14 protein-coding genes and 1 tRNA gene are annotated in these 14,788 nt (G+C 66.2%); 3 read left to right on the top strand and 12 right to left on the bottom strand.

Features of this window, described 5'->3' with window-relative positions; all coding sequences use genetic code 11:
* The first annotated feature begins 5 nt into the window (after window positions 1–5).
* The gene (locus ACZYX4_RS00690; RefSeq protein ID WP_463872969.1) at window positions 6–539 is read left to right on the top strand and encodes an aminoacyl-tRNA deacylase; all 534 of its coding nucleotides are present in this window, start codon (window positions 6–8) and stop codon (window positions 537–539) included.
* A gap of 149 nt (window positions 540–688) precedes the next feature.
* Here the strand turns inward: ACZYX4_RS00690 and ACZYX4_RS00685 are convergent, their stop codons facing one another.
* The 10 genes from ACZYX4_RS00685 to ACZYX4_RS00640 form a co-directional block, all read right to left on the bottom strand.
* A complete protein-coding gene (locus ACZYX4_RS00685; RefSeq protein ID WP_463872967.1) occupies window positions 689–2,530 on the bottom strand; it encodes a bifunctional metallophosphatase/5'-nucleotidase in 1,842 nt (613 codons plus the stop codon).
* A 216-nt stretch (window positions 2,531–2,746) separates the two neighbouring features.
* Complete coding sequence (gene rplL / locus ACZYX4_RS00680) at window positions 2,747–3,118, bottom strand: 50S ribosomal protein L7/L12 (protein WP_463872965.1); 372 nt, start codon at window positions 3,116–3,118, stop codon at window positions 2,747–2,749.
* A gap of 73 nt (window positions 3,119–3,191) precedes the next feature.
* Window positions 3,192–3,800 (bottom strand): 50S ribosomal protein L10, encoded by a 609-nt coding sequence (rplJ, locus tag ACZYX4_RS00675; protein ID WP_463872963.1) that lies wholly within the window; start codon window positions 3,798–3,800, stop codon window positions 3,192–3,194.
* A gap of 310 nt (window positions 3,801–4,110) precedes the next feature.
* The gene (locus ACZYX4_RS00670) at window positions 4,111–5,220 is read right to left on the bottom strand and encodes a GNAT family N-acetyltransferase (RefSeq protein WP_463872962.1); all 1,110 of its coding nucleotides are present in this window, start codon (window positions 5,218–5,220) and stop codon (window positions 4,111–4,113) included.
* Between the two features lie 101 nt (window positions 5,221–5,321).
* Entirely contained in the window at window positions 5,322–6,452 is a 1,131-nt protein-coding gene (locus ACZYX4_RS00665) for a GNAT family N-acetyltransferase (protein ID WP_463872960.1), read from the bottom strand.
* Between the two features lie 92 nt (window positions 6,453–6,544).
* On the bottom strand, window positions 6,545–7,252 hold the full coding sequence (rplA, locus tag ACZYX4_RS00660) for a 50S ribosomal protein L1 (RefSeq protein WP_463872958.1): 708 nt from the start codon (window positions 7,250–7,252) through the stop codon (window positions 6,545–6,547).
* Window positions 7,253–7,393: 141 nt separating this feature from the next.
* Window positions 7,394–7,825, bottom strand: coding sequence for a 50S ribosomal protein L11 (gene rplK, locus ACZYX4_RS00655; protein ID WP_024365990.1), 432 nt, complete (start codon window positions 7,823–7,825; stop codon window positions 7,394–7,396).
* Window positions 7,826–7,955: 130 nt separating this feature from the next.
* On the bottom strand, window positions 7,956–8,810 hold the full coding sequence (gene nusG, locus ACZYX4_RS00650) for a transcription termination/antitermination protein NusG (protein ID WP_463872957.1): 855 nt from the start codon (window positions 8,808–8,810) through the stop codon (window positions 7,956–7,958).
* A gap of 115 nt (window positions 8,811–8,925) precedes the next feature.
* Window positions 8,926–9,210 carry a preprotein translocase subunit SecE gene (secE, locus tag ACZYX4_RS00645; protein WP_463872955.1) on the bottom strand — a complete coding sequence of 95 codons (285 nt, stop codon included), beginning with the start codon at window positions 9,208–9,210 and terminating at the stop codon, window positions 8,926–8,928.
* A 78-nt stretch (window positions 9,211–9,288) separates the two neighbouring features.
* Window positions 9,289–9,361: transfer RNA gene (locus ACZYX4_RS00640), tRNA-Trp, on the bottom strand.
* Between the two features lie 333 nt (window positions 9,362–9,694).
* On the opposite strand from ACZYX4_RS00640, the gene ACZYX4_RS00635 reads away from it, so the two are divergent.
* Window positions 9,695–10,912 (top strand): pyridoxal phosphate-dependent aminotransferase, encoded by a 1,218-nt coding sequence (locus tag ACZYX4_RS00635; RefSeq protein WP_463872953.1) that lies wholly within the window; start codon window positions 9,695–9,697, stop codon window positions 10,910–10,912.
* 81 nt (window positions 10,913–10,993) lie between these two features.
* Here ACZYX4_RS00635 and ACZYX4_RS00630 read toward each other — a convergent pair whose 3' ends face one another.
* Window positions 10,994–11,668 carry a LuxR C-terminal-related transcriptional regulator gene (locus tag ACZYX4_RS00630; protein WP_463872952.1) on the bottom strand — a complete coding sequence of 225 codons (675 nt, stop codon included), beginning with the start codon at window positions 11,666–11,668 and terminating at the stop codon, window positions 10,994–10,996.
* The gene (locus tag ACZYX4_RS00625) at window positions 11,665–13,080 is read right to left on the bottom strand and encodes an ATP-binding protein (protein ID WP_463872950.1); all 1,416 of its coding nucleotides are present in this window, start codon (window positions 13,078–13,080) and stop codon (window positions 11,665–11,667) included. The genes ACZYX4_RS00630 and ACZYX4_RS00625 overlap by 4 nt, the downstream gene beginning before the upstream one ends.
* 124 nt (window positions 13,081–13,204) lie before the next feature.
* Here ACZYX4_RS00625 and ACZYX4_RS00620 point away from each other — a divergent pair, with 124 nt between their 5' ends.
* Complete coding sequence (locus ACZYX4_RS00620) at window positions 13,205–14,788, top strand: PspC domain-containing protein (protein ID WP_463872949.1); 1,584 nt, start codon at window positions 13,205–13,207, stop codon at window positions 14,786–14,788.

Raw genomic sequence — 14,788 nt, 5'->3', positions numbered from 1 at the left:
GCGCCATGCCGGACCCCGTGATTCCCGGGCAGGGCCCGGCAGGTGGTGGCGCCACCGGTGGTGGCGCCGCCGGTGGTGGCGGTGAGCGGTTCCTGGCTGACGCCGCCGCCCGCGGCCTCAGCGTCCAGGTTGTGGAGCGCCTTGCCGCGAACAGTCTGGCTGACGCGGCCCGGGTCCTGGGGATCCAGCCCGGAGATATCGTGAAGTCCCTGGTGGTCAAACACAAGAACGGCAGTTTCCTGTTCGCCCTGATTCCGGGCGACCGGCAAATCTCGTGGCCCAAGCTCCGCGCGCTGGTCGGGGTGAACAAGCTGTCCCTTCCGGCGGCGGACGTTGCCCTGGCCGCCACGGGCTACGAGCGCGGTACGATCACCCCGCTCGGAAGCACCACGGCCTGGCCGGTGTACGCGGACCGGACCATCACCGGGCGCAGGATTTCCATGGGTGCCGGGGAGCACGGCTTCAGCGCCTTCGTCGAGGCCGACGCCCTGACCGCCGCCCTCGCCGCCGTCGTCGCGGATATCTCCGAACCCAACTGACCGCCCACCCGGACCCGCCCCCCAACCGGATTTAGCCCGGGCGGGTTAACTCCTCCCCCGGGTTAACAAAAACAACGCGGGGTCACTTACGGCCCGTCCCGACGCCCGGGATGGGCCGTAAGTGACCCCGCGTTGCTGTTGGCTGGGGGTTAGGCGGTGACGGTCAGTGCCGCACCGTTGACGGTGAGCCGCCAGTTGTCCTGGCTGAACACGGCCACGTCGAGTGTTCCCTTGGCCACTACGTGGTCGATGATCCGCTGCCGGATTTCCTGCTGGCTGTTGGATAGGACCGGGGCCGTCTTCACTGCGGGGAAGTTGCCGCCGCCGCTCTGCCGGTAGTTGTTGATGGCCAGCGCGAACTCCTGGTCCATGCGCAGTGCCCCAGCGCCGTAGCTGAGCCCGGTGATGCGCTCCCCCACCGGCTTCGCGAGGTCAATCTCGTAGTTCAGCGGGGCGTCAAGGCCGTAGACGACGTCGTAGTTGTAGTCCGGTGTCCCGCCCGGGGCCGTCGCGGTGACGGCGTTGGTGACATCGGAGGCGCGGGCGGTGGTGCTGAAAACCGGCTTGAAGTACTGCGCGGACCATTCCAGGTAATCCTTGACCTGCGCGCCGGTGACCTTGATGGACAGCAGCGTGTTGTCGAAGATGTAGAGCCCGGCCACGTCACGGATGGTCAGCGGCCCGGCCTTGACGTCCACGGCGCGGGAGAAAGCCGCCGCGATGGAGAGGACGGGCAGCGCGGAGGCCGGCCCGTTGGCCAGTTCGGCCTTAATGGTGCTGGCCTGGACGTAGTTGATCGCGTCAATCGCGGCCGAGTCCTCCCAGCAGGCGGTGGCCGTACTCAGCGGGGCGGTGCAGGTGCCGATCACCTTGTTGACATACTTCACCGTCTCCTCGTGCCCGGACTGGACGGCACGCACGACGGCGGGGTCTGCGTCGACCGTCTTGGCGTCCAGCAGGTGCGAGTGCGCCGACGTGACGGTCCACCGGCCCTTCTCCCGGACCAGTTCCAGGTCCATCACGGAGACGCGCATGCCCCACTTGAGCGGTTCGGTCAGGAGCACCTGCCTGCCGGTCGCCTTGTTGGTCACGAAGCGTTCCGGGATCTCCTGGTGGGCGTGGCCGACCAGGATGGCGTCGATCCCGGGAACCTCTTCCGCCAGCTGGGTGGAGGCGTTCTCCGGGAACGGCAGGGCGTCGCCGTAGGAGGAACCCGGCGTCGCGCCCGAGTGGCTCGTGACGATGACAATGTCGGCTCCGGCGGCCTTCAGCTGCGGGATGACGACTTTGGCTTCCTCGACGATGCCGTTGAAGTCCAGCTTGCCCTGGACGTTGTCCCGGTCCCACAGGGCGCAGCCAGGGGTCACAAAGCCGACCAGGCCCACGGTGACCCAGCCGTTGCCCGTCTTGACGCGCTTGAGGACGTAGGGGCGGAAGGCGCGCCGGCCGGTGACGGCGTCGTGGACGTTGGCGCCAAGCAGGGGGAAGTCGAGCTGGCTTTCCCAGGTGCGCAGCAGCGTGATGCCGTAGTTGAATTCGTGGTTTCCGAGGCCGACGGCGTCGTACCCCACCGCATTCATGGCAAGCGCCATCGGGTGCTTGACCGTGGCGGAAACGGGGTTGATCTTGGCGAAGTAGTAGGCCAGGGGCGTCCCCTGGATGGTGTCGCCGGCGTCGATGGTCAGCGTGTTGGCCGCTCCGCGCTCGGCCCGCATCGCCTTGATCAGGGTGGCCGCCTGGGCGATGCCGATCTTGTTTCCTGCCCTGTCGGCGTAGGCCGTGTTCTTGAAGTAGTCCCAGTTGAAGACATTGTTATGCAGGTCGGTGGTGCCAAGCACCGTCAGAGTGAACGGCTTCCCGCCCTTGCCCGGGGATGGGCTAACCGCTTGGGCAGCCGGGGCCCCGGCCAGGGCCGCCGCGGCAGCGCCGCCCCCGACGAGGGCCGCGGTCAGCATGGCGCGGCGGGTGAGCGCAGTGGTGGGGTCGGTCATTGTGTGAGCTCCTCAACGTTGGCGGCCTGTTGGCACAAAGCCAAAGTCTAGGGGCCTGCCTGCCCGGGAGAACAGAGAATCAGCAGTCCTTTTTTAGGAATTCATGTTCCGTTGGTTTCCGGCCCGAACGCAGGAAACCCCGCCCACCGGAGTGGACGGGGTTTCCCGGAGCAGAACGGGAACGCGGGGTTCCCGGACGGTTCGTGAAGCGGCGAGTTACTTGAGGGTAACGCGGGCGCCGGCTTCTTCGAGCTGTGCAACAGCCTTCTCGGCAGCTTCCTTGGTGACACCTTCGAGGATGGCCTTCGGAGCGCTGTCAACAACGTCCTTTGCTTCCTTGAGGCCCAGGGAAGTGATCGCGCGAACTTCCTTGATGACTGCAATCTTCTTGTCGCCCGGGTGCTCCAGGATGACGTCGAATGCGGTCTGCTCTTCTTCTTCGGCGGGGCCGGCGGCGGGGCCAGCAACTGCAACAGCAGCAGCCGTAACTTCGAAGGTCTCTTCGAAGAGCGTAACGAACTCAGAGAGCTCGATGATGGTCAGTTCCTTGAAAGCTGCAATGAGCTCTTCGTTGGTGAGCTTCGCCATGGTGTGGCGTCCTTCCTATAGTGGTGCTTGGCGGCCGGAGCCGTGCCTTCGCACCGGAGTCTGGTTTAGAGAGTTAGTTCTCTTCGGGGGCTGCGGCGTCGGCCGGAGCTTCAGCGGCGGCATCAGCCGGAGCTTCAGCTGCTGCGTCGGCCGGAGCTTCGTCAGCGGCGGGCGCTTCGGCTTCAGCCGTTGCACCGTTCTCTTCTTCAAGCTTGAGGCGCAGCGCGTCGATGATGCGGACAGCGGCGGCAGCAGGAGCCTTGAGGATGCCTGCAACCTTGGCGAGCTGCAGCTCGCGGGACTCGAGTGCTGCCAGGGCAGCAACTTCGCTGGCGTTCAGTGCCTTGCCCTCGAAGTAACCGGTCTTGATAACCAGCTGCTTGTTGGTCTTGGCAAAATCCGTCAGGCTCTTGGCAGCGGCAACTGCGTCACCCTTGATGAACGCGATTGCAGTGGGGCCGGAGAGCTGGCCGTCGAATGCTTCGACACCGGCTTCCTTGGCTGCAATAGCGGTCAGGGTGTTCTTGACGACCGAGAACTTGGTGTCCTGGCCGAGAGAGACACGCAGCTGCTTGAGCTGTGCAACGGTGAGCCCACGGTATTCGGTCAGGACAGCGGCGTTCGATTCCTTGAAATCGTTAGTGATCTCAGCTACTGCTGAAACCTTGCTAGGCGTTGCCATAACCCTCCTTCCGGGGATAGTGCCGGTGTTTCCCGGTCCCCGCTCAAAAGAGCTAAAAACTAAAAACGCCCCGCGCAGATGCCCGGGGCTTGTCTCGACGCAGTCCATGACTGCGGAGCTTTGCTTCGTTCACCTGCGCCGGCCGCCCTATGTTCAGGGTCCTTCGTCTGGAGATCCACTGGCTCTCCCGGCGCGACTGCAGAAGTGAGTCTTGCTTGGGAGAGTGGATTTCCAACAACCGACGGTCTTTGGTCCTCCCAGCGTACGCGAGCCTGGCGTGTGCTCCAAATCGGTGCCCGCGGGGTGCGGTTCAGCTGATGCTGGGGCTGAAGTCCGGGAGCTCCTTTTGCCAGATCCCGGTCACGCCGGCAGTCGCGAACCCCAGCTGCAGGTTGACCTTGAGCAGGTACCGGTTTTCGGGTGCGTTCCAGGTGTAGAGGACCCGGGCATCCGGAAACTGCTCGGAGAGCCGCTCCATGTTCGAGACCTTGATCAGCAGGCCCAGCTTGTTGCCGCGGTGCTCGCGCAGGACCACGGTGTCGTCCTGGAACACGACATCGGGGCGCATTGCGAGGACGCTGATAGTTGTCAGGCCAACGAGTTCACCGCTGGCGAGGTGTTCGACGGCGGTGACCACCGTCCGGCGGCCCTGCGCGATGGCGGCGTCTTCCGCCTCACGGAGGATGCCGCCGTCGAACACCATGTCCGAGTCGTCGACGCCGGGAACGCCGTCTTCGCCCGCACTGTTTTCCAGCGTCGCGACCGCCTCAAGCCACTTCTGCGGGCACCGGTCCGTCCAGTGGTGCAGGCGGTATCGGCCGGAGTTGGCGTCCTCGGCCTCGGTCTGCAGCTCCTCCACGAGCCCGCTGTCCAGCGGCAGCGCACAGGCACTGAATTGTTCGATGTGCTGGAGCGTGTAGCCGCTGTGACGGGCGAACTCCACTTCCCGGCTGTTCATCGGCACGAAGCCGACGCCGGCGCCGGGCACCAGCTGGCCGGCTTCGCTGTCCACCAGCGAGGAGCTCGGATGGTTCGTGTCGATCAGGATGGTGTGACGGCCCTCCTCGCGTGCGAGGTGCTCCGCGGCCTCGAGCAGTTGCCGGCCGACGCCCCGGCCCTGGAACTCCGGCAGGACGTCCAGATCGAATTCGGCCAGGTCGAGGTTCTCAGAGAGAGGCAGCGCGATATCAACGGTGCCGACGATCTCCCCGCCGATTTTGGCCACGAGAATCACCTGGCGCTCGTAGGGGTCCGCCAGTTCCAGCAGTTTCTCCTGCGGCGCGTAGGCGAGATCGTCGCTGCCCCAGGTTTGCATGCGCACCTTGCGGCCCACTTCGACGGCGGCTATGAAGTCGGCGGCGTCCGGCCCGTCCAGCGAATCGGGGATCCACAGCTGTTCAATCCGTACGTCATTTGCCATAACGGGCGCCATCCCCAGGTGTTCTGCCATCTACGGGTACCGGATTTCCTGCAATAGCAGGGATCCACCGTCAGCATATGCCGGTTTGCGCCGGCGTTCCATCAGTGACCTGCGTAGGGCCCGCTAGGCCTCCCGGCCGGCAGCGTCACGGTCCGCTGCCACTCGCCGTCGTAGCCGGCGGGGCGGAATCCGAGCGCCACGTTGATGCTGAGCATGTGATCGTTCTCCTCGGCGTTGAACGTGTTGACGCGTTCCACCGCCGGGTATTCGGCGAGCAGGCGGCGGAGGTTTCGGATTTTGACGAGCATGCCCAGGCGGTGCCCGCGGTGGCTGGCGGCCACCAGCGTGTCGTCCTGGTCCGCCAGCCACGGTTTGCCGGGCGCCAGTTCAAGCACGGAGTACGCCGCCAGTTCATTTCTGCCGCGGTGCCGTGCGGCGGTTACCAGTGAGATGGTTCCGGCCTGCTTCCAGGTGTCCTCAACGTGCCGGACGCGGGCGACGTCCCAGCTCTCTGCGTCATAGCTGAGCCCGCCCGTCGGCGCGTCCGTGCTCATCCGGGACATCAGCACGGCCAGCTGCTCCACGTACTCCTCCGGGCAATGGCCGGTCCAGGTGAGAAGCTCGTAGGGTTCCGCCCTGGCCAGCGCCTCCCGTTCCAGGGCGTCCAGCAGTCCCGGAGCCGGCGGCATGGCGAGGGAGCTGAACCGCTCCACCTGTTCCAGCTGGTATCCCGCTTGCTGTGCGAACCGGACCGCGCGCGCGGTCGCCGGCAGCGCGCCGGTCCCGGTGGCGGGCCGGAGGAGATCCGGGCTCTGGGCGTCGAAGCCGGCGGGGTGCTCGGTGAAGCTCATCAGGACGTTGCGGCGGTCCGCGGCCGCCAGTGCCTCGGCGTGGGCCAGCAGGGCCCGTCCGGTCCCGCGGCCTGTGAAGTCGTTCAGGACGTCCACATGGATGAGCGCCCTGCCCAGGTTGTCCTGTAGCTCGCAGCGGAGCCAGGACCGCGCCACCATCCGGCCCCCGAAACGGACGAAGAAAAGCTGCATGCGTTGGTAGGCGTCGTCCCTCCAATACCGGAGCCGGGCCCCCGGCGGGGTGGCGCGGTCCAGGTTCCCCCAGGTCTCCAGCACCAGGGCGTCGCTGAGTTTACTGAACTCGAGGAAGTCCCCGGCGTCAGGGGAATCGAGGGTGTCAGGAAGGAGTAGGCGTTCGATCCGGTACGGCACTGCAGTCACCGGGACAGCGTATCCGGTGCCCCGGAACGCGGAAAAGACCGCCCCGCGGATGCGGGACGGTCTTTTCTGCTGTGCTGTGAACCAGGTGAAGCTTAGACCTCGGTCAGGACCTTGGTGACGTTGGGGTCAACCGAGATGCCCGGGCCAAAGGTGGTGGCGACGGTGGCCTTCTGGATGTAGCGGCCCTTGGAAGCGGACGGCTTGAGGCGCAGGACCTCTTCCAGAGCTACTGCGTAGTTCTCGGCCAGCTTAAGGGCGTCGAAGGAAACCTTGCCGATGATGAAGTGCAGGTTCGAGTGCTTGTCGACGCGGAAGTCGATCTTGCCGCCCTTGATGTCGTTGACGGCCTTGGCGACGTCAGCGGTCACGGTGCCGGTCTTCGGGTTCGGCATCAGGTTGCGCGGGCCCAGGACCTTACCGAGGCGGCCAACCTTGCCCATGAGGTCAGGGGTGGCGACGGCGGCGTCGAAGTCGGTCCAGCCGGCTGCGATCTTTTCGATCAGGTCATCGGAACCAACGAAGTCGGCGCCGGCTGCGATTGCTGCCTCAGCCTTGTCGCCCGTTGCGAAAACCAGGACGCGGGCGGTCTTACCGGTGCCGTGCGGCAGGATAACGGTGCCGCGGACCATCTGGTCAGCCTTACGCGGGTCTACACCCAGGCGGAAAGCAACCTCAACGGTGGCGTCGAACTTGGACGGGTTGGTGTCCTTGGCCAGCGTCACTGCCTCGAACGGCGCGTAGAACTTCTCCGCGTCGATCTTGGCTGCGGCTGCCTCATATGCTTTGCTGCGCTTTGCCATGCTGCTTATTTCTCCTTGTGCAGTTGTGGTCTGCGGACCGCGCTGGGCCCTGCCACAGTTGGAACTCCGAACGGTTTGTCCGTACCGGATTTCCAACATCTCAATGTTTAGGTGGTGCCGGTTGCCCGGCGGGGAAGGCTATTAGCCTTCGACGGTGATACCCATGGAACGGGCGGTGCCGGCGATGATCTTCGCGGCGCCTTCCAGGCTGGTGGCGTTGAGGTCTTCCATCTTGGTGGTGGCGATCTCGTTGACCTGGGCCTGGGTCAGCTTGGCAACCTTGACGGTGTGCGGGGTAGGCGAACCCTTGGCGACGCCTGCAGCCTTTTTGATGAGCTCTGCAGCCGGCGGGGTCTTGGTGATGAACGTGAATGAACGGTCCTCGTAGACCGTGATTTCAACCGGAATAACGTTGCCGCGCTGGGCTTCCGTCGCAGCGTTGTACGCCTTGCAGAATTCCATGATGTTGACACCGTGCTGGCCAAGCGCAGGACCGATCGGCGGGGCCGGGTTAGCGGCACCTGCCTGGATCTGCAGCTTGATGAGGCCGGTGACCTTCTTCTTGGGAGCCAATGTAGGGTCCTTCTCTCAATTACGTTCTGGGACACAGGAGCGTGCCTCAGGTTGTTGGCCGCCATGGCGAGGCGGCCGGCCGCCCCAGGCCGCTAAAGCGGGCAGTCCGGGGCGAATTCTGTGGGGATGACTAGATCTTGCTGACCTGGTTGAAGGACAGCGTGACCGGGGTCTCGCGTTCGAAGATGGAGACCAGCACCACGAGGGTCTGGGAGTCCACCTTGATTTCCGAGATCGTGGCCGGAAGGGTCTCGAAGGGACCTTCCTTGACGATGACGGACTCGCCAACCTCGAAGTCGATGTCGATCTGCGCGGCGGCGTGCTTGACCGGTTTGCCCTTCTCGGCCTGCTCTTCCTCGAAGACCGGGGCGAGCATGGAGAAGACCTCGTCGAGGCGCAGCGGGACCGGGTTGTGGGCGTTGCCCACGAAGCCGGTGACGCCGGGGGTGTGGCGCACGGCGCCCCAGGAGGCATCCGTCAGGTCCATGCGGACCAGGACGTAACCGGGGATGCGGACGCGGTTGATGACCTTGCGCTGAGCATTCTTGATCTCAACGACTTCCTCCATCGGAACCTGGATTTCGAAGATGTAATCTTCCATGTCCAGGGTCTGGATGCGGGTTTCAAGGTTGGCCTTAACGCGGTTCTCGTAGCCGGCGTAGGAGTGGATGACGTACCAGTCACCTTCCTGGCGGCGCAGCTTGGCCTTGAACTCGTCGGCCGGATCGACCTCGGCGGCGGCTGCAGCAGCGGCCAGAGCGTCAGTCGACTCGCCGTCGGCTGCCTCTTCGCCGGCGACGGTGTCTCCCTCGGCCTCTGCCTCGGCGGACTCGTCAGCGGCGGCCGCTGCCGTGTCAACGGCCTCGTCGGCGACGTCGGATTCGGGCGCAGCAGACACAGCCTCGGACTCTTCCCCGGCTTCCACCGCGGCGTCCTGGCTCTTATCCAGCTCAGTCTCAGTTACCTCGAGCTCCTGCTCAGACACTTGGTCTCCTGCTTCCTCATTGCCTAACATGCCTATTTAAATGACTCAATTCCGCACACCCCGCGGAACCTCCGGAATCCCGGTGGTGATCCACGCAGTCTGCGGACCGGTCGTCTTAGCTGTCCGTGGGGCCCGTGCCGCCGAAGACCCAGCCCACTGCGGTCCCGAAGGCCAGATCCAGCAGGGTGACGATGACCATCATGATGACCACGAACACCAGCACCACGAGGGTGTAGTTGATCAGTTCCTTGCGGGTCGGTGCAACGACCTTCTTCAGTTCGCCGATGACCTGGCGGACGAAGAGCGCGATTCGAGAGAACAAGCCTGCCTTGGGGGCATTCTTGGCGGGGCGGCCACTGGAGCTGCTTGCAGCTGTTTCGGTCACCTGGTCCTCACTCATCCTCGCAATGTCGGATACCCGGCTCTGAACTGAACCATGGGTGCTGCGCTTGTTCCGGATAAACCGGAACAGCTTGCGCAGGGCAGACAGGACTCGAACCTGCAACCTGCGGTTTTGGAGACCGCTGCGCTACCAATTGCGCCACTACCCTATGGAGCGAAAACCAGTTCCGGCCAGTTTCCCCAGACTTTCCTGAGGCACAGACCATCATCGTGTTTTCAACACCGGAAATCTAGTCTACGCAACAACTGCGCCTACGTCGAACCGGCCCTGCCGGGCCCTCCCGTCTCACCGAGAAAACACCGCACAACCACCGATAAACCACCGAAAAAACGAGACGATAAACCAGCTGCGAAAACCATCGGACCAATCTGCAGTCATATTTAAACGCCGGCACCGCGGACGATCCGGTGAACAGCATAGAGTAGGGTCCGTCGAATCCCACCAACAGCTACCGAAGCTGCTAGCGAAGAATGGACCCGCGATGACTGCCGCCCGCATTTCACAGCGTATTTCCGCCATAGCCGAATCCGCCACGTTGGCTGTCGATGCCAAAGCGAAGGCGTTGAAGGCAGCCGGCCGCCCAGTCATCGGCTTCGGCGCCGGCGAGCCGGACTTCCCGACCCCCGATTACATCGTGCAGGCAGCCATCGAAGCCGCCAGCCAGCCCAAGTACCACCGCTATTCGCCGGCAGGCGGCCTGCCGGAGCTGAAGCAGGCCATCGCAGACAAGACGTTCCGGGATTCCGGCTACAAGGCGGATGCGGCCCAGGTGCTGGTCACCAATGGCGGCAAGCAGGCCGTGTACAACACCTTCGCCACGCTGCTCGATCCGGGCGATGAGGTCATTCTCCCCACGCCGTTCTGGACCACCTACCCGGAGGCCATCCGGCTCGCGGGAGGCGTGCCGGTCGAGGTCTTCGCCGGACCGGAGCAGGGATACCTGGTCACCGTGGAGCAGCTTGAGGCCGCCCTCACGGACCGCACCAAGATCCTGCTCTTCGTCTCCCCCTCCAACCCCACCGGCGCCGTGTACTCGCCGGAGCAGGTCAGGGAAATCGGCCAGTGGGCCGCCGCCAAGGGCCTGTGGGTGGTCACGGATGAGATCTATGAGCACCTGACCTACGACGGCGTGCCCTTTACCTCGATTGCCACGGCCGTCCCGGAGCTGGGCGACAAAGTGGTCATCCTCAACGGTGTTGCGAAGACCTATGCCATGACCGGCTGGCGCGTGGGCTGGATGATCGGTCCGGCCGACGTCATCAAGGCCGCCACCAACCTCCAGTCGCACGCCACATCCAACGTCTCGAACATCCCGCAGATGGCTGCCCTCGCCGCAGTGTCCGGGCCGCTGACCGCCGTCGACGAGATGAAAGTCGCCTTCGACCGCCGCCGCCAGGCCATCGTGGCCGGACTGAATGCCATCGAGGGCGTTGAATGCCCGACGCCGGAGGGCGCGTTCTACGTCTACCCTGACGTCCGCGCCCTGCTGGGCAAGGAGTTCCCGTCCGCGAGGGGTCCCGTCCGGCCGTCGACGTCGGCGGAGCTGGCCACCCTGATCCTGGATGAGGTCGAAGTAGCCGTGGTTCCGGGCGAGGCGTTTGGCCCCTCCGGCTACCTGCGCCTCTCCTACGCGCTGGGCGACGAGGACCTCGCCACCGGCGTCGCCAGGCTGCAGGACTTCCTCGGCAAGGCGAAGTAGCAGCCCAAAACCCCCGATGCGCTATCACTTAGAGTCCTTATTCCAGCGCGATAAGGACCCTAAGTGATAGCGCATCCTTGGCTAGAGGAGACGGCGTTCGGCGGCCCAGCGGGTAAGTTCGTGCCGGCTGGAAAGCTGGAGTTTGCGCAGCACTGCCGAGACGTGGGTCTCCACGGTCTTGATCGAGATGAACAGCTCCTTGGCGACTTCCTTGTAGCTGTAGCCGCGCGCGATGAGCCGCATCACCTCGAGTTCGCGGGCGGACAGCCTGTCCAGCTCGTCGTCGGCTATGTCCGCCGGGGCGGTCCCGAAGGCGTCCAGCACAAAACCGGCCAGCCGGGGCGAGAAGACGGCGTCCCCGCCGGCGACGCGGCGGACGGCGTCGGAAATCTCCGCTCCCGAGATGGTCTTGGTGACGTAGCCGCGGGCCCCGGCCCGGATCACGGAAACGACGTCCTCGGCCGCGTCCGAGACGCTGAGGGCCAGAAACCGGGTGCTGCCCAGCAGGGGCACGGACCCGGCCAGCACTTCGCGTCCGCCGCCGCCGAGTCCGCCCGGCAGGTGGACATCCAGGAGCACGACGTCGGGACGCACGGCAGCGATCACGGCGACGGCGTCTTCCACCGTACCGGCCTCGCCCGCCACGACGATGTCCGGGTCCAGGTCCGCCTTCAGGCCGGACCGGAAGATGGCGTGGTCGTCCACGATCACCACCCGGATCCCCGGGGCCGGGCTCCCCGCTTCGGTGCTGCTCACAGTCTTGCCTCTCCGTCGCTGGTCGTGGCGGCGGCCCCGGCGGGTGCTCCCGCTGACAGGGGCAGCCTGAGCCGCACCTCGGTGCCGTCCCGGGTGCTGTTGATGGTGGCGGTGCCGCCGTGGCGGTTCATCCGGCCGATAATCGACTCGCGGACTCCCAGCCGGTCAGCGGGGACAGCGTGCGGATCGAAGCCGGGACCGCGGTCCTTCACGAAGACCTCCGCCGCGCCGTCGGTGACTTCCAGGTACACCGACACGGCGCCGCCGCCGTGCCGGGCCGCGTTCAGCATGGCCTCACGGGCGGCCTGGACCAGTGCCTCGTGGCGTTCGGTCATGGCGCAGTCGCCCACCGTGACCACCTCGACGGCGCGCCCGAGGGAGTCCTCCACTTCCGCTGCCGCGGTCTTGAGGCCCTCGGACAGTTGACCGGCTTCCTGGCCCGGATCCCGGTACAGCCAGCCCCGCAGCTCGCGCTCCTGGGCGCGGGCAAGGCGGACGACGTCGGACTCGTTGCCGGCGCGGCGCTGGATCAGGGCCAGCGTCTGCAGCACGGAGTCGTGCAGGTGGGCGGCGATCTCGGCCCGTTCGGTCGCGCGGACCCGTCCGGCCCGCTCCGCCTCCAGGTCCCGCCAGAATTTCAGCCCCCAGGGCAGGAGGACCAGGGCCACGCCGCCGAGAACCGCCACCGAGGACAGCAGGGCAAGCCAGGTCTGTTCCCAGGACCCGGAGCCGGACACCATCACCAGGACACCGGTCACCACCAGGGCCAGCCCGGCCGCAAGACGGGCCCAGCCACCGGCCTGGTCCGCTTTGGTCTGCTCCACGAGGCCGGCCCGGCGGGTCTCGTCCAGCTGCATCCAGGCGATGGCCGCGCCGCCCAGGATGGCAGTTACCGGGATGAGCGTCCCGAGCGGAACATCAATACCCAGCATGCGGGCGATCAGGATGCCGGCAGCCAGAAGCAGACCCGCCCCGAGCAGAATCTCCTTGCCGTAGCGCATGCCGGTGACCGTGCTCCACCAGGAACCGGCAGGACCTTCTCCTGCCGGTGCGGCCGGTGTTCCCGGTGCTGCGGCGCCCGCGGCGGAGGACTGCGCTGGGAACGTGGCCGCGGTGAGGGTGGCCGCGTATGGCTCGGCGCCGGCAGCCGCGAACGGCGCGCTGACCGCCGGGGCAATCGGCGACGCCGGCTGGCGGGTATTGCGTTTGGCGCTTTCGTCCGCGGTGGGAACCATGATCCAGAGCCAGGCATAGAAGGCGACACCGGCGCCCCCGGCGAGCGCGGCCACCGCCATGCCAAGGCGGACCATGCGCACCGGCCAGCCCAGGTGCCGGGCGAGGCCGGCGCAGACCCCGGCAATCACCCGGTCGCTGCCGCGGACCAGCGGCGGGCGGGAAGCGGCGGTTGTCATGCTTCAATCCAAACATGGATCAGGGTTCCCCGGACCTGTTTTCAGCCCTAACCGGGGGTCACTCAGGGGCAGTTCAGGGTGTTCCCCAGTAGAGCGGATCCGCGGCGGGCGGGAGGATCGAAATATGAACCCGCACACTGAGCACCCCGATGAGGGCTCCGACCCTTCGGGCGGCAACGCCGGGCAGACGGCAGACACCTCCGCCACCCTTCCGCTGGATACGTCCGCCACTCTCCCCCTGGATTTTCCGGCCGGCGCCGGCGCCGGGACGCCGCCACCGCAGCCACCGCCGGCGCCCTCGTACTACGGCCCGACACCCCCGCCGGCCGGCAGCCAGCCGCAGACTTTCTTCGACTGGATCCGCAGCCAGGGCGTGTACCGGGGCCGCGAGCGCTGGGTCGGGGGCGTCGCCAGCGGCATCGCCCAGCGCCTCGGGGTCGACCCGCTGATTGTCCGCGGCGTCCTGATCGTCCTGGCAGTCTTCGCCGGCGTCGGCGTCCTCCTCTACGGCATCGCCTGGGCCCTCCTGCCCGAAGCCGACGGCCGCATCCACGTCCAGGAGGCCGCCGCCGGCCGCTGGTCGTCCGGAATGACCGGTGCCCTGATCACCACCATTATCGGCTTCCCCAGCCTGGGCACCGGAGTCTGGGGTTGGGACCGCTATGGCTTCGGCGCCTTCATCTGGACCGTCTTTTGGGTGGGTGGCGCCATCTACCTCATCTACTACCTGACACAGCGCAACAAGCCCCGGAACGGAGTTCCTCCCATGTCCTCGAGCCCCCAGGCCGGCGGTCCGGCAAGCCCCGACTATCCGCTGAATCCGCCGCCACTGCCCCCACCGACAACACCGACAACACCGACAGCACCGGCAACGCCGCCACCACCGTCAACGGGGGCAACACCTGCGGCTCCCTACTCCACGACCGGCTACGGCGCGTCGGCCACGCTGCCCCGCTACGGCGAGTCATCGATGGCCGGCCCGGGCTGGGGAACACCTCGTCCCCCCGGCCCCGTCCCTCCCCCCCGGGGCGGCTACCAGCCGGTGCCGGGCGGCGGGCCGGTCCCGCCGGCCGGGAACCGGAACTTCGGCCCCGGTGCCCCCGCCGTCGCGGTCACCGCAGGCCTCGCCCTGCTGGTGGGCGGTGGTCTCAAGGCCCTCGACGTCGCGAACGTGATTGACCTCGGCACCTCCAGCAACGCTGTCGTCTGGGCCAGCGCCGCGGTGGTCCTGGGTCTCGGCATCTTCATCGCCGGCCTGAGGGGCCGCACCTCGGGCATTCTCGGATTCTTCGCCGTGGTCGCCCTGATCGTTGGCGGAATCTTCAACGTGCTTCCCAACGGCGACCGCTTCCGCCCGCAGAACGCCGACTGGTCACCGGTGAGCATCGAGCAGGCCCGGGATGGTTTCGAGATCACGGCCGGCACCGGGACCGTGGACCTGACGAGGCTTGCGGTCAACCCGCCGCTGCGGACCGACCTGGTGGTCCGCATCGACGCGACCGCGAGCAACCTCACGGTGGTCATCCCGGATACGGTTCCGGTACAGATCCGCGCCGATATGACCATGGGCAACCTCAATGAGGGCAGCCAGAGCAACGGGGGCATGACCAACCAGGTCAGCAACTACAACACCAACAAGCCGGGAGAGACGCTGATCGTGGAGATCGACGGCACTCTCAGCAACGTCACCATCAGGGAAGGGAACTGA

It is taken from the genome of Pseudarthrobacter leeuwenhoeki (genome assembly GCF_055412885.1).
The sequence above is the reverse complement of the archived record's forward strand: the minus strand, read 5'-3'. Positions and strand labels throughout refer to the sequence as shown.

Bases quoted from the DNA above. Each gene is read 5' to 3' on its own strand.
- ACZYX4_RS00690 (WP_463872969.1), top strand. From the start codon at position 6: ATGCCGGACCCCGTGATTCCCGGGCAGGGCCCGGCAGGTGGTGGCGCC.
- ACZYX4_RS00685 (WP_463872967.1), bottom strand. From the start codon at position 2,530: ATGACCGACCCCACCACTGCGCTCACCCGCCGCGCCATGCTGACCGCG.
- rplL (WP_463872965.1), bottom strand. From the start codon at position 3,118: ATGGCGAAGCTCACCAACGAAGAGCTCATTGCAGCTTTCAAGGAACTG.
- rplJ (WP_463872963.1), bottom strand. From the start codon at position 3,800: ATGGCAACGCCTAGCAAGGTTTCAGCAGTAGCTGAGATCACTAACGAT.
- ACZYX4_RS00670 (WP_463872962.1), bottom strand. From the start codon at position 5,220: ATGGCAAATGACGTACGGATTGAACAGCTGTGGATCCCCGATTCGCTG.
- rplA (WP_463872958.1), bottom strand. From the start codon at position 7,252: ATGGCAAAGCGCAGCAAAGCATATGAGGCAGCCGCAGCCAAGATCGAC.
- secE (WP_463872955.1), bottom strand. From the start codon at position 9,210: ATGAGTGAGGACCAGGTGACCGAAACAGCTGCAAGCAGCTCCAGTGGC.
- ACZYX4_RS00635 (WP_463872953.1), top strand. From the start codon at position 9,695: ATGACTGCCGCCCGCATTTCACAGCGTATTTCCGCCATAGCCGAATCC.
- ACZYX4_RS00625 (WP_463872950.1), bottom strand. From the start codon at position 13,080: ATGACAACCGCCGCTTCCCGCCCGCCGCTGGTCCGCGGCAGCGACCGG.
- ACZYX4_RS00620 (WP_463872949.1), top strand. From the start codon at position 13,205: ATGAACCCGCACACTGAGCACCCCGATGAGGGCTCCGACCCTTCGGGC.